The sequence below is a fragment of the Kribbella steppae genome (genome assembly GCF_004342025.1).
Taxonomy (GTDB): Bacteria; Actinomycetota; Actinomycetes; order Propionibacteriales; family Kribbellaceae; genus Kribbella; species Kribbella steppae.
This window is the reverse complement of sequence record NZ_SLWN01000015.1, coordinates 16,674-38,325: the sequence shown is the minus strand read 5'-3', so window position 1 is coordinate 38,325 and position 21,652 is coordinate 16,674. Positions and strand designations below refer to the sequence as shown.

At 68.7% G+C, this 21,652-nt stretch carries 23 protein-coding genes; 10 read left to right on the top strand and 13 right to left on the bottom strand.

Annotated elements, in window-relative coordinates:
* Window positions 1-5: 5 nt before the first annotated feature.
* The 3 genes from EV652_RS34895 to EV652_RS34885 are packed head-to-tail and all read right to left on the bottom strand — an operon-like array spanning window position 6 to window position 2,796.
* On the bottom strand, window positions 6-902 hold the full coding sequence (locus EV652_RS34895) for a LysR substrate-binding domain-containing protein (RefSeq protein ID WP_132213573.1): 897 nt from the start codon (window positions 900-902) through the stop codon (window positions 6-8).
* A 47-nt stretch (window positions 903-949) separates the two neighbouring features.
* Window positions 950-1,672, bottom strand: a complete 723-nt coding sequence (locus EV652_RS34890; RefSeq protein WP_132213572.1) for a FadR/GntR family transcriptional regulator — start codon at window positions 1,670-1,672, stop codon at window positions 950-952.
* On the bottom strand, window positions 1,669-2,796 hold the full coding sequence (locus EV652_RS34885) for an L-talarate/galactarate dehydratase (RefSeq protein ID WP_132213571.1): 1,128 nt from the start codon (window positions 2,794-2,796) through the stop codon (window positions 1,669-1,671). The genes EV652_RS34890 and EV652_RS34885 overlap by 4 nt, the downstream gene beginning before the upstream one ends.
* Before the next feature lie 172 nt (window positions 2,797-2,968).
* Here EV652_RS34885 and glsA point away from each other — a divergent pair, with 172 nt between their 5' ends.
* Window positions 2,969-4,405, top strand: coding sequence for a glutaminase A (glsA, locus tag EV652_RS34880; RefSeq protein ID WP_158441398.1), 1,437 nt, complete (start codon window positions 2,969-2,971; stop codon window positions 4,403-4,405).
* A 49-nt stretch (window positions 4,406-4,454) separates the two neighbouring features.
* Here the strand turns inward: glsA and glmS are convergent, their stop codons facing one another.
* Window positions 4,455-6,275 (bottom strand): glutamine--fructose-6-phosphate transaminase (isomerizing), encoded by a 1,821-nt coding sequence (gene glmS, locus EV652_RS34875; RefSeq protein ID WP_132213569.1) that lies wholly within the window; start codon window positions 6,273-6,275, stop codon window positions 4,455-4,457.
* A 71-nt stretch (window positions 6,276-6,346) separates the two neighbouring features.
* Window positions 6,347-6,628 (bottom strand): hypothetical protein, encoded by a 282-nt coding sequence (locus EV652_RS34870; RefSeq protein ID WP_242002183.1) that lies wholly within the window; start codon window positions 6,626-6,628, stop codon window positions 6,347-6,349.
* Between the two features lie 261 nt (window positions 6,629-6,889).
* On the opposite strand from EV652_RS34870, the gene EV652_RS34865 reads away from it, so the two are divergent.
* Complete coding sequence (locus tag EV652_RS34865) at window positions 6,890-8,755, top strand: M4 family metallopeptidase (RefSeq protein WP_132213568.1); 1,866 nt, start codon at window positions 6,890-6,892, stop codon at window positions 8,753-8,755.
* Here the strand turns inward: EV652_RS34865 and EV652_RS44280 are convergent.
* Genes EV652_RS44280 through nucS form a run of 3 tightly spaced genes read right to left on the bottom strand, consistent with a single transcriptional unit; the run spans window position 8,727 to window position 10,070 of the window.
* Complete coding sequence (locus EV652_RS44280) at window positions 8,727-9,047, bottom strand: metalloregulator ArsR/SmtB family transcription factor (protein WP_158441396.1); 321 nt, start codon at window positions 9,045-9,047, stop codon at window positions 8,727-8,729. The genes EV652_RS34865 and EV652_RS44280 overlap by 29 nt on opposite strands.
* Entirely contained in the window at window positions 9,044-9,361 is a 318-nt protein-coding gene (locus EV652_RS44275) for a hypothetical protein (protein ID WP_158441394.1), read from the bottom strand. The genes EV652_RS44280 and EV652_RS44275 overlap by 4 nt, the downstream gene beginning before the upstream one ends.
* Window positions 9,362-9,410: 49 nt before the next feature.
* Window positions 9,411-10,070 (bottom strand): endonuclease NucS, encoded by a 660-nt coding sequence (nucS, locus tag EV652_RS34855; protein WP_132213566.1) that lies wholly within the window; start codon window positions 10,068-10,070, stop codon window positions 9,411-9,413.
* Window positions 10,071-10,143: 73 nt separating this feature from the next.
* Here nucS and EV652_RS34850 point away from each other — a divergent pair, with 73 nt between their 5' ends.
* The 7 genes from EV652_RS34850 (at window position 10,144) to EV652_RS34820 (ending at window position 16,117) form a co-directional block, all read left to right on the top strand.
* Window positions 10,144-10,467: a hypothetical protein gene (locus EV652_RS34850; protein WP_132213565.1), complete on the top strand. Its 324-nt coding sequence runs from the start codon at window positions 10,144-10,146 to the stop codon at window positions 10,465-10,467.
* Window positions 10,464-11,345, top strand: a complete 882-nt coding sequence (locus EV652_RS34845) for a class I SAM-dependent methyltransferase (RefSeq protein ID WP_132213564.1) — start codon at window positions 10,464-10,466, stop codon at window positions 11,343-11,345. Before EV652_RS34850 ends, EV652_RS34845 begins: the two co-directional genes overlap by 4 nt.
* Window positions 11,345-11,794: an NUDIX domain-containing protein gene (locus EV652_RS34840; protein WP_199238593.1), complete on the top strand. Its 450-nt coding sequence runs from the start codon at window positions 11,345-11,347 to the stop codon at window positions 11,792-11,794. Before EV652_RS34845 ends, EV652_RS34840 begins: the two co-directional genes overlap by 1 nt.
* Window positions 11,795-11,858: 64 nt before the next feature.
* A complete protein-coding gene (locus EV652_RS34835) occupies window positions 11,859-13,634 on the top strand; it encodes a 3-hydroxyacyl-CoA dehydrogenase family protein (RefSeq protein WP_132213562.1) in 1,776 nt (591 codons plus the stop codon).
* Window positions 13,635-13,682: 48 nt separating this feature from the next.
* Entirely contained in the window at window positions 13,683-13,994 is a 312-nt protein-coding gene (locus tag EV652_RS34830) for a hypothetical protein (protein ID WP_132213561.1), read from the top strand.
* Window positions 13,991-15,040 (top strand): zeta toxin family protein, encoded by a 1,050-nt coding sequence (locus EV652_RS34825; protein ID WP_132213560.1) that lies wholly within the window; start codon window positions 13,991-13,993, stop codon window positions 15,038-15,040. The genes EV652_RS34830 and EV652_RS34825 overlap by 4 nt, the downstream gene beginning before the upstream one ends.
* A gap of 75 nt (window positions 15,041-15,115) precedes the next feature.
* A complete protein-coding gene (locus EV652_RS34820; RefSeq protein ID WP_132213559.1) occupies window positions 15,116-16,117 on the top strand; it encodes an aminoglycoside phosphotransferase/kinase family protein in 1,002 nt (333 codons plus the stop codon).
* Here the strand turns inward: EV652_RS34820 and EV652_RS34815 are convergent.
* Entirely contained in the window at window positions 16,096-16,881 is a 786-nt protein-coding gene (locus EV652_RS34815) for a phytanoyl-CoA dioxygenase family protein (protein ID WP_132213558.1), read from the bottom strand. The two genes, EV652_RS34820 and EV652_RS34815, sit on opposite strands and share 22 nt — an antisense overlap.
* A 50-nt stretch (window positions 16,882-16,931) precedes the next feature.
* Between EV652_RS34815 and EV652_RS34810 the strand changes: the two genes are divergently transcribed.
* Complete coding sequence (locus EV652_RS34810; RefSeq protein WP_242002182.1) at window positions 16,932-17,732, top strand: helix-turn-helix domain-containing protein; 801 nt, start codon at window positions 16,932-16,934, stop codon at window positions 17,730-17,732.
* On the opposite strand, the gene EV652_RS34805 is transcribed toward EV652_RS34810, so the two are convergent.
* The 4 genes from EV652_RS34805 to EV652_RS34790 form a co-directional block, all read right to left on the bottom strand.
* The gene (locus EV652_RS34805; protein ID WP_132213557.1) at window positions 17,729-18,493 is read right to left on the bottom strand and encodes an alpha/beta fold hydrolase; all 765 of its coding nucleotides are present in this window, start codon (window positions 18,491-18,493) and stop codon (window positions 17,729-17,731) included. The genes EV652_RS34810 and EV652_RS34805 overlap by 4 nt on opposite strands.
* Before the next feature lie 10 nt (window positions 18,494-18,503).
* Window positions 18,504-18,797, bottom strand: a complete 294-nt coding sequence (locus EV652_RS34800; protein WP_132213556.1) for an Rv1322 family protein — start codon at window positions 18,795-18,797, stop codon at window positions 18,504-18,506.
* Between the two features lie 79 nt (window positions 18,798-18,876).
* Window positions 18,877-20,268 carry a M28 family metallopeptidase gene (locus EV652_RS34795; RefSeq protein ID WP_132213555.1) on the bottom strand — a complete coding sequence of 464 codons (1,392 nt, stop codon included), beginning with the start codon at window positions 20,266-20,268 and terminating at the stop codon, window positions 18,877-18,879.
* Between the two features lie 144 nt (window positions 20,269-20,412).
* Window positions 20,413-21,456 (bottom strand): fatty acid desaturase family protein, encoded by a 1,044-nt coding sequence (locus EV652_RS34790; RefSeq protein WP_132213554.1) that lies wholly within the window; start codon window positions 21,454-21,456, stop codon window positions 20,413-20,415.
* Between the last annotated feature and the right edge of the window lie 196 nt (window positions 21,457-21,652).

The following is a 21,652-nucleotide window of genomic DNA, read 5'->3' as shown; positions in this document are numbered from 1 at the left end:
TGGATCTATTGATGCTCTGAGAGCATCGTCGGGTCGTCGAACAGCGTGAGTACCCGCTGCAGTACCGGGCTGGTGGAGTCGCGGTTCCAGATGGCGTGCAGTTCGACCGGCTCGCCCGGTACGCCGACTTCGCAGTACGCGACGCCCTGGACGCCGAGGCTGCGGGCGGAGGCGGGAACGAGGGCGACTCCGCGGCCTGCCGCGACCAGGAGGACGACGGTGAGGATCTGCTGGACCCGCTGCTCGATCCGCGGATGGGCGTCGGCGAGGAAGCGGATGGTCAATTCGTGGAAATACCGCGCCTGGGTGGGGGAGTAGCTGATCACCTGCTCCTGGGCGAAGTCGGCCGGGGACAGCGGCCGGCCCAGCGTCGCGAGCCGATGGTTGCTCGGCACAACGGCAAACAGCTGCTCGCGGAACACGACCTGGGAGTCGAGAACCTGCGCGTCGAACGGCGGCCGGCCGAGACCGAGGTCCAGCTCGCCGCGCACCAGACCGTCGATCTGGGCCGGGGTGACGCGCTCGTGCAGGATCACGTCCACGTCCGGTAGTTCCTCGGACATCCGGCGCAGGAACGGGCCCAGGGTCCTGATCGCGGAGACGGCAGTGAAGCCGAGGCGCAGCGTCCCGGCCGCGCCCTGATCGACCCGGCGAGCCAGATCGCCTGCTGTCTCGACCAGCGCCAGCAGGCGGCGAGCCTCGGTCAGGAACGCCCGGCCGGCCTCGGTCAGCACCACCCGGCGGTTGTCGCGTTCGAGCAGCCGGACCCCGACCGCCCGCTCCAGTTTCTGCACCTGCCGGCTCAGCGGCGGCTGGGTCATGTTGAGCCGCTCGGCAGCCCGGCCGAAGTGCAGTTCCTCGGCGACGGCGACGAAGGCACTCAGCTGGTCGAGCGAGAACATGATTCCCGAAAGGTATCACTCGATGCCTTGTCGGCCTTGGACAGGCATTATCGGCCCTCCCTACGCTCACGCAATCGGCACTCCGAAGACAGCTCGCTGGTGAGGCGGTGCCGGGTGTTCGACAGATGCACCCGCGCTGCCGCTCGCGCCGCCTCGGGGTCGGAGCGGGCGATCGCGTCGTAGATGTTCTCGTGCTCGAGCACGACGCGGGTGAGGTGGGTGGCGTCCGACATCTCGTACGCCGGGTCCAGGCGGGTACGCGGCAGCATGATCATCATCGGGCCGAGCGAGCCGATCAGGTCGCTGTAGAAGCGGTTCCCGGACGCGGAGGCGACCTTGAGATGGAACGCGAAGTCCGCCTCGACCGACCTGCTCGGGTCGTCACCGATCCGCCGGAAGTCCGCCAGCGCCCGCTCGATCGCCTTCAGTTGACGGTCGGTACGACGCCCCGCCGCCAACCCGGCCGCCTCGCTCTCCACCCCGATCCGGAAGTCGAGCAACTCCAGCACATCCTCGTGCGACCGCACCTCCCGGAGGCCGGATGTTCGTTCAGGCACCTCCAGGACGAAGGAACCGCGTCCCTGGAAGGTCTCTACCAGCCCCGCGGCCTGCAGCCGGGAGACCGCCTCTCGCACCACCGTCCGGCTGACACCGAACTCGTCGACCAAGCTGTTCTCGGCAGGCAACTTGTCGCCGGGTGCGATCTCCCCGCTGAGGATGCGCCGCTTCAGCTCCTCAACCAGGTCGTACGCCAGCCCCCGCCGGTTCATCGCGTGCCGAACTCGCAGGCGTCCACCGTCCACGCCGCGCACTGGTCGCTCGTGGTGAAGCCGAGGCCGGGGCGGTCGGGGACGAGCATGCGGCCGTCCAGGGTCTCCAGGCGTTCGTTGAACAGCGGGTTGAGCCATTCGAAGTGCTCGACCCAGGGCTCGCGGGGGTAGGCGGCGGCCAGGTGTAGGTGGATCTCCATGGCGAAGTGGGGTGCGAGTTGGAGGCCGTTGTGGTCGGCCAGCGCGGCGAGGCGGAGGAACGGGGTGATGCCGCCGATGCGGGGCGCATCGGGCTGGATGATGTCGGCGGCGCGGGCGTCGATCAGGCGGACGTGTTCGGTGACGCTGGACAGCATCTCGCCGGTGGCGATCGGCGTGTCCAGCGCGGCCGCGAGGTGCGCGTGCCCTTCGGCGTCGTACGCGTCGAGCGGTTCCTCGATCCAGACCAGGTCGAACTGCTCCAGCACGCGCCCGAACCGCAGCGCCGTCGGCCGGTCCCACTGCTGGTTGGCGTCGACCATCAGCGGTACGTCGTCGCCCAGGTGCTCTCGGACGGCGCGGACCCGGTCCAGGTCGATCCGGGTGTCCGGCTGGCCGACCTTGATCTTGATGCCGCCGATCCCGTCCGCCAGTGACTTGGAGGCGCGTTCCTTGACCTCCTCGATGGGCGCGTGCAGGAACCCGCCGGAGGTGTTGTAGGCGCGGACCGAGTCGCGGTGCGCCCCGAACAGCTTTGCCAGTGGCAACCGAGCCCGCTTCGCCTTCAGGTCCCACAACGCGATGTCGATCGCCGCGATCGCCTGCGTCGCCACTCCGGACCGGCCGACCGACGCACCGGCCCAGAGCAGCTTGTCGTACACCTTGCCGATATCCGACGGGTCCTCGCCGACCAGATTCGCCGCGACCTCCTTGGCATGCGCGTACTGCGCCGGCCCACCGGCCCGCTTCGAGTAGCTGAACCCGATGCCGTGCTGATCGTCAGCGGTCGCGATCTCGGCGAACAGGAACACGATCTCGGTCATCGGCTTCTGCCGGCCGGTCAGCACCTTGGCATCGCTGATCGGCTGGTCGAGCGGCAGGACGACGGACGAGAGACGGACGTGGCGGATCTGATCACTCGGCATCCAGTCATCATACAAGTCACCAACCTGTATGACGACTGCGCAAGATCTTCCCCAACGCCTGTTTGACGCCGCCGTAACCCGGCGGATCCGTTCCGGAAACACGAGCCGGAAAGGCTTGCGGTTCCGCCCGACGCGTCATCTGGGGCTCTGCAGCTGGGGAAGGGGATCAGCGATGGATGTGTCGGAGTTGGCGCACCGCCGGCTGTTCGACTCGCTCGACAAGGATCGTGACGGCAGCATCTGGGCCTGGGAACTGCTCAGCCCGCTGGGACGTGCCGGGATCCAGCCGGGTGATCCGCGGATCCGGTCGGCGCTCACCGGATTACGCGATCCCGATGGCCGGCCGCTGGGGATCGACAGCCAGCCGGTGCAGATCGACTACCAGCAGTTCACCCAGATCGCGGAGCACAGCAGCGGCCTGGTCCGGCGGGCCCTCGAAGGAAAGCTGGCGGTGTCGCCGTCGGAGTTCATGGATCTCACCAGGGGCCTCGAGCGGATCCACGCCGACCTGCTGGACGATCGCCGCGGCGCGGTCGCCGACTACATCCCGACGCTGCGCGACGCCGACCCGGAGAAGTTCGGCATCGCGATCTGTACGGCGGACGGCCAGACGTTCTCGATCGGTGACGCCGATCTCGAGTTCAGCGTGCAGTCGACGTCGAAACCGTTCAGCTACGCGATGGCGCTGGAGGAGCTCGGCCCGCAGGAGGTGCACGAGTGGGTCGGCCAGGAGCAGAGCGGCGGGTCCTTCAACGATCGCACCCTGTCCCTGAACGCGGCCGGCAAGCCGCAGAACCCGATGATCAACGCCGGGGCGATCGGGACGCTCGCGCTGGTCGATGCCGGCAGCGAGGTGTCCGACCGGTTCGCCACGGTCCAGCAGACGTGGACCATGATGATGGGCCAACGACCGGGCTACGACAACGCGACGTTCCTGGCCGAACGGGATACCGGGCACGGAAACCGTGGGCTCGCCAGCCAGATGGCGAACGCGGGAAAGCTGAAGGGTGGCCTGGACGGCCGGGATGCCCCTGCGGATACGGCCGAGTTCTACTTCATGGTCTGTTCACTCGGGGTCGACGCCCAGCGGCTGGCGGCAGCCGGTGCCACCCTGGCGAACGGTGGTGTCGCGCCGTACAGCGGTGAGCGGGTGTTCTCCCAGGAGACCGCCGGCCGGGTGTTGTCCGTGATGGGGCACAGCGGCATGTACGACGGCTCGGGCCGGTTCGCCGACGATGTCGGGCTGCCGGCCAAGAGTGGTGTCTCGGGCAACGTGCTGATGGTGGTGCCGGAGAAGCGGCTGGCGGTCGTGACGTTCTCGCCACGGCTGGACGAGGCCGGCAACTCGGTCCGCGGCGTCGAGGTCTGCCGCCGGCTGGTGAACGAGTTCGGTCTGCACCCGTACAAGGGATTGGGCGCGGAGCGCGGCCGGGACAGCGTGCAGTCCGACGCGGACCGGAAGGCCGCGACGGCCGAAGCGATCCGGCAGGCCCTCGGTGGAACCTCCGGCGGCGGTCGCGTGAGCGTTCCGCAGAGCGCCAATGCTCGGGAGGCTGGTAACCCGGGTGTCCGGCGGAGCGGGAGACAGTCCGGCGGCCAGCAGCTGTGAAACAGAGCAGCTCCCGCCAATGGCGGGAGCTGCTGTGCTGTTGGGGTGCTTACTCGACGGTGACCGACTTCGCCAGGTTGCGCGGCTTGTCGACATCGTGGCCGAGGGCAACGGCCGCGTAGTACGCGATGATCTGCAGCGGGATGGTGAGCAGGATCGGGTCGAGCTCCGGCTCGTTCTTCGGTACGACGATCTTCGCCGCCACGCCGTCCGGCACGTCCACGCCCGGGTGCGTCACGACGTACAGCGGACCGGAGCGGGCCCCGATCTCGTGCAGCGCGCCGATGTTGCGGTCGAGCAGTTCGTCGTCCGGCACGATCGCGACACTCGGCACGTCCGGCGAGATCAGCGCCAGCGGGCCGTGCTTCAACTCGGAGGTCTGGTACGCCTCGGCGTGCCGGTAGGAGATCTCCTTGAGCTTCTGCGCACCCTCGCGGGCGACCGGGTAGCCGCGGGTCCGCCCGACGAAGAACAGACTCTCGTGCTTGGCCAGCCGGCCGGCGATCTTGGCCAGCTCCTCCTCCTGGGCGACGATCTCGGCGATATGGCCGGGGAGCTTCTTCAGGCCCTCGATCAGCCGGCGGCCGTCGGCGGGGGAGACGTCGCGGATCCGGCCGAGGTGGATGCCGAGCATCGCGAACGCGACCGCCATGTTGGTCAGCGCCTTGGTCGACGCGACCGAGACCTCCGGGCCGGCGTGCAGGTAGACACCGCCGTCGACCTCACGGGCGATGCTGGAGCCGACCGCGTTGACCAGGCCGATCACCCGGCCGCCCTTGCGCTTCAGTTCCTGGACCGCGACCAGGGTGTCCAGCGTCTCGCCGGACTGGCTCACCGCGATGTACAGGGTGTCCCGCTCGACCACCGGGTTGCGGTAGCGGAACTCCGAGGCCGGCTCGGCGTCGGCGGGGATCCGGGCCACCTCCTCGATGAACTGTGCGCCCATCTGGCCGGCGTAGTACGCCGAACCGCAACCGAGGATCTTGACCCGCTTGATCTCCCGGGCCTCCCGCGCGTCCATGTTCAGGCCGCCCAGGTGGACGGTGTGGAAGCGCTCGTCCAGACGGCCGCGGATGGCCCGGCCGACGGCGTCCGGCTGCTCGTGGATCTCCTTCATCATGAAGTGCTCGTGCAGGCCACGCTCGTACTCGTCGGCCTCCCACTCGACCGTCTTGGCGGTCTTGGTGGTCGGCGCGGCGTCCTGGGTGAAGGTGCGGTAGCCGTCGGCACGGACGGTGGCCAGTTCGCCGTCGTCCAGGTAGACAACCTGACGGGTGTAGCGGATCAGCGCGGCCGCGTCGGAGGCGACGTGCATCTCGCCGTCGCCGATGCCGAGGATCAGCGGGCTGCCGTTCCGGGCGACCACGATCCGGTCCGGGAAGTCCAGGTCGACCACGGCGATGCCGTAGGTGCCCTCGATCCGGCGCAGGGCGGCCATCACCTTCTCCTCGAGCGTGCTGCCCTCGGACTGCTCGATCAGGTGCGCGAGCACCTCGGTGTCGGTCTCGGAGCGCAGCTTGACGCCGGCGTCCTCGAGCTGGGCGCGCAGCGCGCCGGCGTTGTCGAAGATGCCGTTGTGCACGACGGCGATCCGCTCGTTGCCGCTGACATGCGGGTGGGCGTTGTCCTTGCTCGGGCCGCCGTGGGTCGCCCACCGGGTGTGGCCGATCCCGAGCTTCCCGCCGAACCGCTTCGGCAGCGACGCCTCCAGCTCACGGACCCGGCCGGCGTCCTTGTGCACCTTCAGCTCGCTGGAGCCGAGTACGGCGACACCCGCCGAGTCGTAGCCGCGATACTCCAGCCGCGCCAGTCCGTCGACCAGGATGGGCGCGGCCGGCTTGGTGCCGACGTACCCGACGATTCCGCACATGTGTTCATGCCTTTCGGAGGTTGTCGTGGAAAGGCCCGCCGCTCGGCGGAGCCGGAGTGAGTCTGTCCCCGTCAGCCGTAGACGATCCGTCGAAGCTGCCGGGCGGAGAGTTCGGGTGAGCGGACCGGCCAGTGCCGGAGCTCGGTGCCGAGCCGGGCGAAGATCTCGTCGTTGCGGGCGCCGTAGGTCTGCAGCTCACGGTGCCGGCGGCGGACGTATTCCTCGGTCGTCTCGGTGAAGTAGGCCAGGACGTCGGCGACCACCCGCCGTGCGTCGTCCGGCGGGAGGCCGGTGGTCCGGCTGATCTGTTCGGCGAGTTCGTCCACCGGACCCGCCGTCGCCTCACTGATCACGCGTCAACTGTGCAGTGTTTGAGGGTCTAAAGCCAAGGTCTTGCCCGAAATCGGGCAAATTTGCCTGTTTCGACACCAAGAGATCAGACCGCTACCGGGCGTGGACCTTACTCCTGTCATCCAACCGGCGCGAAATCGACGCGCCAGGTCTTGCCGGTCATCGGACCCGGGCGTACGACTGGCCTTGAAGTGCGGGCGACCCTCGGGGCTGGAAATCGGCCGACCCGTCGACCATCCGCTCGGACCGGGGAGGTCCCCGTCATGCACCGATCCACCCTCGTGGCCGTACTCGCGGCCCTCGCACTGGTCACCGCCGGCGGCGCCACCGCTACCGCCGGCCAGGTGGCCACCACACCACTCCGGGGCGGGTCGATCGCCCTGTCCGGAGCGGATGCCCGCGCCTTCGCCGTACCGCCGGGGATGGTGAAGCTCTGGACGGCCGACCGGGCCGGCGGCGGTACCCAGACCCGCTACCAGCAGCTGGTCGGCGCTGCGCAGGTCCTCGGCGGTCAGTTGACCGTCCTGACGGACAAGTCCGGCCGGACCGACGCCGTGATCGGCGCGTACTTCCCGGGCCTGAAGGCCAAGAACAGCGCGACCGTGTCCGCCGCGAGCGCCCGCGGGATCGCGGCCAAGCGCGTCGGCACGGCCGGAAAGTGGTCGTCCAGCCTGCGGATCGACCCCAGGGACGGGCGGCTCTTCCACCAGATCGTCAGCCAGCGAACCGATCAACGCTGGGTGCAGTGGGTCGACGCCTCATCCGGAACGGTGAAGAAACAGTACGACGCCATCGCGCACGGCGACGGGACCGGTGTGAAGGGCGACACCAAGCAGATCTCCACGACCCGGATCGGCGGCACGTTCTTCCTGCGCTCGGAAGACAAGCGTCAGGAGACCTATGACGCGGGCAACAAGCAGGTCCTGCCCGGCACGATCATGACCGACGCCGACGATCACTGGAACTTCAACCTGCCGAAGTGGAGGTCGCCCAGCCAGGCCCCCGGTGTGGACGCGCACTACTACGCGAACGTCACCGACGACTTCTACGCCGACGTCTTCGGACGCAACAGCATCGACGACGAGGGCATGACGATCATCTCGACCGTGCACTTCGCCAACCGGTACTGCAACGCCTTCTGGAACGGCGAGCAGATGACGTACGGCGACGGTGACGGCATGACCTGTATCCCGCTGTCCGGCGGCCTCGACGTGGTCGGGCACGAGCTCACCCACGGCGTCACCGAGTTCACCTCGAACCTCATCTACGAGAACCAGTCCGGGGCACTGAACGAGGCGTTCAGCGACATGATGGGCAACACGATCGAGTTCTACGCGGCCGAGCGCCGTCTGGACCCGGCGGCCACGCCGGACTGGCTGATCGGTGAGGACGTCATCCTCGCGCCCGACCTCGCGCCGGGCTTCCGGAACATGGGCGACCCGCAGGAGGACGCCGACCCGGACCACTTCAGCGAGTTCATCGTCACCACCGCTGACAACGGTGGCGTGCACTCCAACAGCGGTATCCCCAACCACGCTTACTACCTGGCCGTCAACGGCGGCAAGAACGCCGGGTGCGGCGGCAGCCTGAGCACTCACACCCACACGCTGGACTGTGACGTGACGGTTCCGGCGATGGGGCTGGCAACCGCCAGGTCGGTGTTCTACACCGCGTTCACCAGCCTGCCGGAGTTCGCGAACTTCTGCGACGCCCGCAACGCCACCGCGGCCGTCGGCGGCGCGGCCGGTTCTGCCGCGTGGGCGGCCGTCGGGGTTCACGAGGGTTGTACGCCCGCGACGCCGCCTCCGCCGCCGTGCGTGAGTGACCCGGACGCCGAGATCCCGTTCGAGTCGCCGCACCCGTACGGCAACAACGGCGACTGCACCTGGACGTATGACCACGGAACGGCCGGATTCGCGTTCCACTTCAGCCTGCTCGACACCGAGAAGAACTTCGACTACGTCATCGTGTACGACGGGGCCGGCAACGAACTCGCCCGCTACACCGGCTTGGACCGCAACGGCGCCACCTCGCCGTGCATCAGCACGCCGACCGGCTCCGTCCGCCTCCTGACCGACCCATCCGTGGTAGCCCAGGGCTTCATCGTGGACGCGGTGGTCGCCTGCTGAATCTGTTGAGCCACGGGACACCGACCCTGAACAGTGGGTCGGTGTCCAGGTGGTACACGCGTTCACGGCCTCGCAAGGTGACGTGGACGAGGCCGGCCTGCTCGAGGATGCGCAGGTGACGGGTGATCGTCGGCCAGGAGTGGTCGAACCGGCCGGCGATCTCGCCCGACGTCATCTCACCGCCACGCAGGTGCAGGACCAGCAGGATCGTCCGGCGCGAGTGGTGAGCGAGCGCGGTGAACACGCGGTCGAGGTCGTCCAGGTCCCGCCCGCCGCGGGAGCCGGCGGTCAAGCGGGCAGATCCTGGCGCACGTAATGCGGGAACTCCCACTTCGGCTGCCCGTCGCGCTCCTCGAGCAGCGGATCCATCCGCTCCCACAGCGTGAGCACGTCGGGGTGCTCGTGCGCCCGGGCGAATCCGCCGTCCACCCAGGTGAAGATCTCGACGTACGTCGGTTCGTCGACGCCCCGCAGGACGGTCGGTCGATCGTCGGTCACGAAGCCGAGGTCCCGGAGTGTTTCCCAGTGCTCGCCGAGCACCTGCCGGAACTGGTCCTCCGCGGCCGCGCGGACGCGATACGTGCAGATCACCGTTTCCTTAGCCATATTGCTAAGTAACTCTGCGCCGCGAACAGCTGTCAACAGCTCGCGGGATTCAGAACAGGCGGAGGACGTCGGATTCCATGCCGCGCAGCGCGTCGTAGTCGACGGTGAGGCACTCGAGGCCGCGGTCGGTGGCGAGGACCTTGGCCTGGGGCTTGATCAGCTGGGCGGCGAAGATGCCGCGAACCGGGGCGAGCAGCGGGTCGCGGTTGAGGAGCTCGACGTACCGGGTCAGCTGTTCCACGCCGTCGATCTCGCCGCGGCGCTTGATCTCGACCGCGACGTGCCGGCCGTCGGCGTCGCGGCAGAGCAGGTCGACCGGCCCGATCGCGGTCGGGTACTCGCGCCGTACCAGGGTCCAGCCGTCGCCGAAGGTGTGGACGTGCTCGGCCAGCAGTTCCTGCAGGTGCGCCTCGACGCCGTCCTTGATCAGGCCGGGGTCGGTGCCGAGCTCGTACGCCGTGTCGCTGTGCACCTCCTCGAGGGTGATCCGGAGCTCCTCACCAGCCTTGTTGGTGACACTCCAGACCCCCTCCTCCTCGGTCAGCTTGCACGGCGGCGACATCCAGTTGAGCGGCTTGTAGGAGCCGCCATCGGCGTGGATCAGCACGGAACCGTCCGCCTTCACCATCAGCAACCGCGGTGCCATCGGCAGATGAGCCGTCAACCGACCCGAGTAGTCCACAGAACAGGTAGCAATCACCAAGCGCACGAGAAAGCACCGTAGTCCACAACCGGCGCGGAACCTATGCCGCCTGGCCGTCCGGAGTGGCAGGCTGGTGAGCATGATGCCGAAGGTCAGCGAACAGGCGATCGCCGAGTACGACGCGGTCGCGGCCGGACTGGTGTCGGCCGGAGTGGTCCGGGGCAGCATGTTCGGCATGCCCTGCCTGAAGATCGGACGCAAGGTGATCGCCGGGATGTACGGCGACGCGATGACGTTCAAGCTCCCGCCGCAGCCGCGGGAGAAGGCGCTCAGTCTGCCGGGGGTGGAGCCGTTCGACCCCCGGATGGGCCGTCCGATGAAAGAGTGGGTGCTGATCCCGCTGAGCCAGTCTGCGGTCTGGCCGGACTATGCCGCCGAGGCGTTGGAGTACGTGCGCGGATGAACCTCATGTGTCCCGCGCGGATTCTGTTGTTGCCTGGGGATGTGGTGCAGGCGGCGGTGGAGGAGCGGATTGCGCAGGTGTATGCGGGGCCGTTCGAGGCGGCGGCCGGGGCGCGGTTGGCGGAGCGGCTCGGTGTGCGGCTGACCGTCGTACCGGAGCTGGTACGGCGTCCCGACGACGAGCTGCAGGCGATCGCGGACCTGCATCGGGGCGAGACCGTGGTTGTGCTCGGCGTGGATCTCGGGCTGCGGCTACCGGCGATCGTCGAGCACAACGGCGACGGGTGGACACGGTTGCCGAGCGACAACGAGGTGACGCTGGCGACGTACGAGCAGGCCGCCGAGAAGTTCCGGGAGTCGATTCCCACCGAACCCAACACGCAGCTGATCGAGCTGCTGGAGGAGGCGATCAACCCCGGCGATCGCGTTCTCGAGCTCGGCAGTGGCACCGGCCGCGACGCGATCGAGTTGGAGCGACGCGGTTTCGTCGTACGGCGTACCGACGCGACGCAGGCCTTCCTCGACATGATGCGCGCCGACGGGTACGCCGCCGATCGGCTGAACGCGATCACGGACGACTTCGGCGGCCCGTACGACGCTGTGTTCGCCGACGCGGTGTTCCTGCACTTCGACCGGGCGCAGCTCACCGAGATCCTGCGGAAGGCGGTGCGGGCCGCGCCGGTGCTCGCCTTCACCACGCGCGAGGGCAAGGGCGAGGAATGGTCCAACCGGAACCTCGACCTGCCGCGGCATTTCGTCCTGTGGCAGGAGGAGCCACTGCGCGAAGCGCTTGCCGCCACCGGCTGGCAGGTCGAGCATCTCGACCGCGGTGAGACGAGGATCGGATTCTGGTTCCACGTGCTGGCGAGCCGCGCGTGATGCGGGCGGGGATCGTGCTGCTGACCCGCGACGGCGTCGCCGCGATCGAGCGGGTGCGGGACGGAATGACCTACCACGTTCTCCCTGGCGGTCAGGTCGAGGACGGCGAGAGCGCGGCGGAGGCCGCTCGGCGGGAGGCGTTCGAAGAGCTGGGTGTGCTGGTCAAGATCCGCGGACTGGTCGCGGTGGTGCACTTCGGGCTGCGGACCCAGCAGTACTTCCTGGCTGAGCAGATCGGTGGGGAGTTCGGGACCGGGGACGGGCCGGAGCTCGGCAGTTCCGCCGAATCGGAGCGGGGCAGTTATCGCGCGGTCTGGTTGCCCGTCTCGGAGCTCGTCGAACGGGAGCTGAAGCCGAAGCCGATCGCGGCGACGCTGACCGGGGCACCGGACCCGGAGTGGTTGCTGGACGGTTGGCTGGAGTCGCCGGTGGTGTTCGAGGAGGTGTGAGGTTGGCCTCCCGGGTGACTCAGCTCATGGGCGGACCAGTAGTGGGACTGGCATAGTTCGGCCCATGGCTCGGGATTTGAAGACGGTGGGTGTGGTCGGTCTCGGCACGATGGGCGCCGGGATCGCCGAGGTGTTCGCGCGCAACGGGCTGACCGTGGTCGGCGTCGAGCGTGACGAGGCGGCGGCCGAGCGTGGTCGCGGGCACATCCAGCACTCGACCGACCGGGCGGTGAAGCGCGGGAAGCTCTCGGTCGAGGAGCAGCAGGCGTTGTTCGACCGGGTCACCTTCGCCACCACGATGGACGCCCTCGCCGACTGCGACCTGGTCGTCGAAGCGGTGATCGAGCGGCTCGAGCTGAAGCGGGAGATCTTCGCCGCGCTCGACAAGGTCGTCCGCGAGGACGCGATCCTGGCCACCAACACCTCGTCGTTGTCCGTCACCGAGATCTCGGTCGCCACCGAGCGTCCGCGCCGCGTGGTCGGGATGCACTTCTTCAACCCGGCGCCGGTGCAGGAGTTCGTCGAGGTGATCAAGACCGTGGTCACCGAGCCGGACGTGGTGGAGGACGTCCAGGCGCTCGCGCGCCGGCTGGACAAGGTGCCGGTGGTCGCGGCCGACCGGGCCGGTTTCATCGCCAACGCGCTGCTGTTCGGCTACCTGAACCACGCGGTCTCGATGGTGGAGTCGCGCTACGCCACCCGTGAGGACGTCGATGCGGCGATGCGGCTCGGCTGCGGCTACCCGATGGGCCCGCTCGCGCTGCTCGATCTGATCGGCCTCGACACGGCGTACGAGATCCTCGACACGATGTACAAGCAGGGCCGCAACCGCCTGCACGCGCCGGCCCCGATCCTCAAGCAGATGGTCACCGCCGGCCTGCTCGGCCGCAAGGCCGGCCGCGGCTTCTACACCTACGAGTCGCCGGACTCCCCGGTCGTGGTGGACGACGAGCTCACCCCCACGCCGAACGGGGAGGACACCCCGATCCGCCCGATCCGCCAGGTCGGCGTGGTCGGCTCCGGGACGATGGCGGTCGGCATCATCGAGGTCTGCGCCAAGGCCGGGTACGACGTTCTGTATGTTGCCCGCGGCACCGAGAAGGTGGACCGGGTCCGCGCGGCCCTGGAACGCTCGCTGGAGAAGGGCGTCCAGCGTGGCAAGCTCTCGTCGGAGGAGCGCGACGCGGCCCTGCGCCGGATCGTCGGTACGGCGAAACTCGACGACCTGGCCACTGTCGACCTGGTGGTCGAGGCCGTGGTCGAGGAACTGAGCGTCAAGCAGGCCCTGTTCGAGACGTTCGACGAGATCTGCAAGCCGGGCGCGATCCTGGCCACGACCACCTCCTCGCTGCCGGTGATCGACCTGGCGATGGCCACCAAGCGGCCGAGCGACGTGGTCGGTCTGCACTTCTTCAACCCGGCACCGGTGATGAAGCTGGTCGAGGTGGTCAGCACGGTCAGCACCTCGCCGGAGGTGGCCGACACGGTCGCGGGGCTGGCCGTTGCCGCTGGCAAGCACCCGGTGCGGTGCGGGGACCGGGCCGGCTTCATCGTCAACGCGCTGCTGTTCCCGTACCTGAACGACGCGGTCCGGATGCTCGAGGCGCACTACTCGAACGTCGACGACATCGATGCCGCGATGAAGCTCGGCTGCCGCCTCCCGATGGGCCCGTTCGAGCTCCTCGACGTGGTCGGCCTGGACATCTCGCTGGCCATCCAGCGCACGCTCTACCTCGAGTTCCGCGAGCCCGGTTTCGCCCCGGCCCCGCTGCTCGAGCACCTGGTCACCGCCGGCTACCTCGGCCGCAAGACCTCCCGTGGGTTCCGCGACTACACCTGAGATCGCGGTAGTTTGGGCCCTCGTCACTGTGTGCGGAGGGAGCCGACGATGTCGGACAGCAAGCAGCCGGGGAAACACATCACGGAGGCGCTCGGCGGTCGCCCGGGAGCACCGCGCAGCGACGAGGAGCGGATCGAGCGCGAGCGGGTCAGGAACCTGATCCAGACCGTGGCCGCCTGCTACAACACGCTCGTCAGCCGCGAGACCGACACCGGTCGGCGGACCGACCTGGTGGCCAAGCTGTCCTTCTACGACGACGAGTTCCGCCGTCGCGACACGATGACGGCCGAGGAACGGGCCGAGGTCCTGCGGACCTACCCGGAACTGCTCGAGCGCCTCCGCGCCGAGATCGGCGAATGACCGCCGACCCCACCCTGACCCCGGCCGAGTCCGACCAGGTCATCGCCCGCCGGCTGGCTCAGATCACGCCCCGGGAGCGACCGTCGCGGGCGCCGGGTGAACGGCCGTACGCCGTACTGATCGGTGGTCAACCGGCCGCGGGCAAGACAACGCTGCAGGAGCTCATCCAGGCGGCCCTGGACGCGGATCGCACCGCGGTGTACGACTTCGACGACGACTCCCTGGCCCATCCCCGCTACGACGCGATCATGCGGGCCAACGGCATCAACGGCAACGACGTCGTCGCCGGCAGTCTGCCGCCGGAGCTGCGCGGCCGCTGCCTGGACCACCTGCGAGCCGGCGAGTACGACGTCATCGCCAGCGCTCCGCTGCAGTCCGAGGACGCCGCGAGGGCCTGGCTGCAAGGCTTTCGGGACGCGGGCTATCGGGTCGCGGTCGTCTACGTCGCCACGCACGAAGCCGACAGCACGCTCGGCGTGGCCAACCGGTACCAGCAGGCGAAGGACGACACCGGTATCGGCCGCTGGGTCAAGCCCCAGCACCACAATCACGCCTATCGCGGGATCCCGGACACCGCCCACGACCTCGAGTCCCAGGGGCTGGTCGACGACATCTACGTCGTGGATCGCGACGGGAACGTGCTGTACGAGAACCACCGAACCGCCGACGGCAGCATGGCGGGTCCGCTGCAGGCCCGGGAGACGCTCGTTGCCGGGCGCAACCGCCCGCCGACAGTGGCCGAGCATCAGCGGTTCGTCGAGACCGCCCTTCCGCTGCACCGGCGGGACGACCTGGAGCCTGCTGTCGATGAAGCGGTCCGGGCTTCGATGCGCCTGCAGGTCGAGCGGCCCGCGGCGCAGCCGGACACGCGTGAGCCGGCACCCGGGAGTCGCCTCGACCAGCGCCTGATGGATCTGCAGCGCATCTCCGGCTCGGGAGTCGCGTCGCCGCACACGATCACCTCGCCGTCGTCCACCTCGTCGGTGCGAGGGACCGGCGGCGGACACTCCGGACGGTCGCCGTCGGGGGAGTCGCTGGACCGCTGAGCTGGAAACCGCCGGGCAGGTCTGACGCTGCAAAAGCGGAGGCCGGTGAGGTGAAAACCACTTAGGCTCTCGCGTGTGGAGAGACGTGCGCCGCAGGCGATGCCGTTGCGGTCCGATGCCGATGGTCAGTGGGTACGGCGCTGGACCGGCGACGACTGGTTTGCCGAGGCAGATGGCTGGGTGCGAGCACAGTTGGCCGCCGTGGGAACCACAGTCTCCGGCGCCCCGGTGCCGTACAAGATCCGCTTCTGGGCGGCCGTCTGGTGCTATCCGACCGACCACGGGCTGTTCTGGTTCAAGGAGAACAACCCAGGCCAGGCCTTCGAGGCGGCCCTGGTGGGAGCGATGGCGCAGGTGCTGCCGCAGCATGTCGTCACGCCGCTCGCGATCGACCCCGAGCGCGGCTGGCTCCTGACCGCCGACCAGGGGCCGACCCTCGGCGATCAGGAGGACGCCGACTGGCACCGGCTCGTCACCGAGTACGCCGATCTCCAGCGCGACACCGTTCCGTTCCGGGACGCGTTGCTCGCCAGCGGTCTGACCTCACTCGCACCGTCCCGCCTGTCCGGGGCCGTGCACCGTGTCGCCGACTGGTTCACGGGCCTCGCGGACGACCATCCACTTCGCCCCGGGCCGGAGACCCTGACCGGCGTACGACGTGCCGCCGACGCCGTGTCCGAGGTGGAGAAGTTGCTGCCGGGCGTCGTACCGATGGCTCTTGATCAGAACGACCTGCATGCGCGGAACGTCTTCAGGCCTGATCCGGCCGGTCCGTTCCGGTTCTTCGACTTCGGTGACGCGGTCTGGGGGCATCCGTTCGCGACGCTGGCCACTGTGCGTGAGGACGTCGACGATGCGGTCGTGACGGCGTACCTGGAGAAGTGGTCGGACCTGGCGCCGCTCGACGTACTGCGCAGGGAACTGGAGGTCGCCGAGCCTCTCCATGTGATCCACCGGGTGGTGTCCTGGCACCGGCTGCTGGAGCACGCGGACGAGATCGAGGGCGCGGCCTGGGTGGAGCACATCGACCACTGGCTGCGCGAACTCGTCCAGACTTACGGCTCCGCCGCGGCGTAGTCACCGCACGGCCCGCCGCCGATGGCTTCGGACAGCGTGGTGGAGCGGCGGTCGGGCCGCACGAGCGGGTTGTAGAAGGCCGCGATCTCGATGCTGGCCTCGGGAACGTAGTGGAAGATCAGCGAACGACGGAAGCGGTCGGCTGAGGTGTTCGGGCGCGAGCCGTGGACGACGCTGCCGTGGAAGAACAGTACGTCGCCGGCCTTCATCCGGGTCTGGACCTTCTGCAGGCCATCGGGCACCGGGACTTCTGCGTTGGTGAAGGACTCGGTCAGGTCGGCGGGTTCGGGGCAGACGAGCTCGGTTGTGTGTGAGCCGGGGACGACCGCGAGCCCGCCGTTCTCGGCGTCCACGTCGTCGACCGCGATCCAGGCCGCCAGGCAGGTCTCGGGATCGGCCCGCAGGAACGTGTTGTCCTGGTGCAGCGCCTGTCCACGTGCACCCGGTGGCTTGAAGTAGAACATCGACTGGGCGCCCAGAGCAGGACCGATCAGCGCCGTGACGACATCGAGGATCCGGCTGTCCAGCATGAGCTCGAGCGAGAGCCGGCCGGCCTCGACATCGGTCCGGCGATGTGGGTGCACGAACCGTGGGAAGCGGGCCAGTGGGTCGTCGTCCGGTACGCCGTCGTCGATCGCCAGCGAGTGGTCGGCGGCGACCTGGTCCATGAAAACAGACCTGAGCTGTTCGATCTCGGCGTCGTCGAGGAGTTGCGGGACCTGGACGATACCGTCCCGCTGATAGATCTCTGCCAGTGCGTGCATGGTTCCAGGATCGGCGGCGCCGACGGGGTGGAGCGATATCCTATCGAGCTGTGAACCTTCGAGATCCTGCTACACCGGACTCACCGACGCCAGTGGTGCGACGGCTGCTCACCGGTGAGTTCGACGAAGGACCGGAGTACGAGACCTATCGCCGGCGCGGTACGACGGACTGGCTGCTGGCACACACTCTGGACGGCGGCGGGAGGTTCGGAGCCGTCGCTGCCGATCCCGGCACGATCATCCTCGTCCGGCCCGGAACGCCCCACGACTACGGCACCCGAGGTCAGCGCTGGCACTTCCTGTACGCGCACTTCCACCCGAAGCCGGACTGGTCACCCTTGCTCGACTGGCCGGAAGTTGCCCCCGGCATCCTTCAGCTGAGCCCGGCCGGCCCTGCCGCCGCGCGGATCGCCGGCCACCTGCGCGACGCCGTCCGGCATCAACGCAGCGTGCTCCCGCAGGGCGAGCAGCTGAGCGCGAACGCCCTCGAGGCCGCTCTCCTGTGGTGCGACACCCAGAACCCCAAGGCGGTCCGGATCGACGACCGTCTGCTGCGCGTCATCGAACTGATCGACCAGGACCTCAAGGCCAGACTCGACCTCCCCAAGCTGGCCCGGGCGGTCAACCTGTCGGTGTCTCGGTTCGCGCACCTGTTCCGCGAGCAGCTCGGCGTCAGCCCGCAGCAGTTCGTCGAACGCCGTCGGCTCGACGCCGCCTGCCGCCTTCTCGAGCTCACCACCCGCCCGATCGCCTCCGTCGCCGCCGAGGTGGGGTACCCCGACCCGCTCTACTTCTCCACCCGCTTCCGCCAACACACCGGGTTGAGCCCCACGTCGTACCGCCGTGGTTAGGGAAGGAACGGCGTCAGTACGGCGAGGAAGTCGTCGAGGCGTTCGGCGTGGACCCAGTGGCCGGCCTCGGGGACCTCGGCGTACTGGACCTGGGGGAAGTAGGACGCGATGGTGGCGCGATGATCCTGCTGGACGTAGTCGGACTTGCCGCCGTAGATGAAGAGGGTCGGGCCGTCGTACCGGAGTCCCTCGACAGACGGCCAGCCGGAGATCGCGGGCAGCGCGGCCTCGATCACTGGCAGGTTCGGGCGCCAGCGGGCGCCTTGGTCGTCCAGGATCAGGTTCTGCAGGAGGAAGGCGCGTGTGCCGCGGGACTGGACCGCGTCGGCCAGTTGAGCGTCCACGTCGGCGCGACGCTGGACTGAGGACAGGTCGGCGGTGCGCATCGCCTGCGCGTACTCGACGAAGGCCGGGGGATAGGCCACCGGTGCGGCGTCGACCACGATCAGCCGCTCGACGACCTCGGCGTACTTGAGTGCCGTGAGCATCGCGGTCTTGCCGCCCATCGAGTGACCGACCAGGGCGACCGGCCCGACGCCGAGCGACTCGATCGTCTCCCGCACGTCGTCGGCCATCTCCGGATAGGTCATCGTGTCGGTGTGCGGCGACGAGCCGTGGTTGCGCAGGTCGAAGGCGAACACGCGGTGCTCGCCGGACAGACGCCGGGCCGCGGTCATCCAGTTCCGGCCTGAGCCGAACAGGCCGTGCATCACCACGACCGGCGTACCAGTGTCGCCGTACGACGTGACCGGAAGCTTCATGTACTACCTCTCACCGACGGCGCTGCCAGCAGGCGGAGTGCCAGTGGCGTCGCTCGTCGAGGGACTGGGCGCCGCCGATCGCGGCGAGCAGGCTGGGGTTCTCCGGCCAGACCACGACATGTGGCGTGGCGGGCGGGATCTGCTGCTCGCACCCGGGGCAGCGGTAGGCCTTGCTCGAGCCGGAGCCGGACACACGGCGGACGATCCACTCACCGTCGGACCGCTCCTCCCGGGCCTGGGCACCACCGAGCAGCGGCCGCTCACTGACGGGCCGCTGCCACTTGGATGGTTTCCGGCGCGACATAGCGCCTCAAGGCTAGCCGTATGAGCCAGCTCACCCTGGGGGTGGACCACCGTACGGCGGCCCACCCCTCGGGCAGTCCTCAGCTGCGGGCGACGGCGTACGCCGCGGTGCCGATCAGCTCCATCGAGACCTGGAGGCGCTCCAGGCTGACGTTCTTCGCGATGGTGTCCTCGGGCGAGTGGTACGGCGGCTCGAGGAAGGCCGGCGAGATCTCACCCCGCCAGGAGAAGTTGGCCGACGCGATGCCGACCTCCTGGAAGGACTGGTGGTCCGACGCGCCGCGCTGGACCGGGCCGACCATCTGCGGGTCGTACCCGAGCCGCACGCCGGCCGCCCGGACCGCGTCCGTCGCCGTGTTCGCCAGACCGGTGAAGGACAGCAGCCAGTAGGTGATCGCCGGGTCCCAACTGGTTGCCACCATGTCGTTCTGGAACACGGCCGCGTGCCGGTCCCGCTGGTCCTGCGCCAACTGAGCCACGTGGTACCGCGACCCGATCAGGCCCTGCTCCTCCGAACCCCACAGCGCGAACCGCAACGTCGCGTTCGTCGGGATCCGGCTGAACACCCGGGCCAGCTCCATCGTCAGCACGGTGCCGGAGCCGTCGTCGTTCGCACCAGGTGCACCGATCACCGAGTCGTAGTGACCGCAGACCACCACGATCGGCGAGTCCGCGCCACCCTTGCCGCGCCGCTCGCCGATCACGTTGTTCGAGATCAGTCCACGGTGTGCCTTGGTGCTGATCCGCAGCGGCAGCGAGTTCACCACCGCGAGTGCCTCGCGGATCAGCCGCTTCTGCACCTGGGCGACCCCGATCACCGGGATCGGCGCATCGGTGAGACCGGCGGGTGAGAACGCGGACGCCCGGCGCGGGAACACCAGGTCGGCCGGCAACAGGATGACTCCGACAGCTCCTCGCGCCGCGGCCTCCGCGACCAAGGCCGGACGCGCGGCTGCGGTGTCATCGGCGATCACGATCGACCCGGCGACGTCGGCCGGCCAGACCGGCGCAGTCGCCGGACCGACGTCCCGGACCGGTCCTTCGACGGTGACGTCCAGCTTGCCGCCGGGAGCGGCACCCGCCTGCCAGCACAGGTCGTTCGGCAGGATGTCGCGGACGTCGTCGATCTGGGCGGTGAACTTGTCCGCCACCGGGAACGGCTCCAGCTTGGTGTTGTAGCCGTACTTGTCGAGCTGGCCGGCGATGTAGTCGGCCGCCCGCTTCTCACTCTGAGTGCCGCCGATCCGCGGTCCGATGTGCTCGGACAGCACTTGCAGGTGGCGCAGCGCGTTCTCCGACGACAGGCTGGACACGATCTGCCGGTCGTACCTGTCGAGGTTCGGATGATTCGCCGCACCGGGCCGCTGGTCGTCCGCAGCCCAGGCAGGAACGGCGGGCAGAGCCGTGGCGGCGGTCACTCCGGCGACGGCGCCGAGCAGGCCGCGACGACTCAAGCCGGATCTTTCGGTCATGCAGGTCTCCTCACAAGGTGGGCGGCCCCGAGTGCTGAGACCGTAACCGATCCATCACCCGGGGCGCTGCACTTCGTGAAGTTTTTTCCTGAGCAGCTAGGGGAATCCCGCATTTGCTCCGGTACGACGGACGCCGTACCAGAACTACTGCTGTGCGCGGAGCTCGCTGCCGACCTCGTGCATGTGCTGCAGACCCATCCGGTACGACTCGATCAGGCTGGTGCTCACGTACGGCATGCCGATGCGTTCGCAGTACCCCCGGACGATCGGCTGGGCGAACCGCAGGTTGGCCCGCGGCATGCTCGGGAAGAGGTGGTGCTCGATCTGGTAGTTCAGGCCGCCCATCATCCAGTCGGTGACCAGGCTGCCGTTCACGTTGCGTGAGGTGAGCACCTGCTTCTCCAGGTGACCCCACTGGGTGTCGGCATCGGGCATCTCCATGCCCTTGTGGTTGGGCGCGAACACGCTGCCCAGGTGCAGTCCGAAGACCATGTGGTGGATCAGGGCGAACAGCACCGCCTGGCCCGGCGCCATGATCAGGAAGAGCGCGCCGAAGTACAGCACCAGGTGGGCGGCGATCAGGCCGAGCTCCAGCCGGGCCTCACGGCGCGGGCGGCCGAGCAGGAAGGTGACGCTGGAGACCTTGAGGTTGAAGCCCTCGAGGGTGAGCAGCGGGAAGAAGATGCGCGCCTGGTTGCGGCTCAGCCAGCCGTGCAGGCCGGTGCGGCCCTCGGCCTGCTCGAGTGTCCAGACGAGGATGCCCTCGCCGACGTCGGGGTCCTTGTCGGTGTGGTTCGGGTTGGCGTGGTGACGGTTGTGCTTGTCGTTCCACCAGCCGTAGCTCATCCCGAGCAGCAGGTTGCCGTGCACCAGGCCGATCGCGTCATGCAGCTTGCGGGAGCCGCCGATCTGCTGGTGGCCGGCGTCGTGGCCGAAGAACGCGGCCCGGGTGGTGAGGACGCCGAGCGGGATGGCGAGGAACAGCACCCACCACGAGCTGCCGAGGATCGCGACCCCGGCCCAGGTCGCGGCCATCAGGGCGACATTGATCCCGATCGCCATCGCGTAGGCCGCCGTACGCCGCTCCAGCAGGCCGGCTGCCTTGATCTCGCGGAGCAGGGGCGCGAAGTCGCTGCCCTTGCTGCCAGGGCGCGTGGCAGCAGGGGGTGATACGGATGGCTGAGCCATTCAGGTCCTCGTCTCAGAGCGGTGAAGGCCTAGGCGTACAGCCGCGGCCAGCGTACGTCATCAAGCCTCATCGCACTAACAGCCAAAGACATGAGTGCTATTACCCGAACTCGATGGGGAGACAGTTCCCCGGCGACAGTGGACCTAACACCACTGAGACCGGACTCACGCTCGGTCATGATGGAGGTGCTGGGCT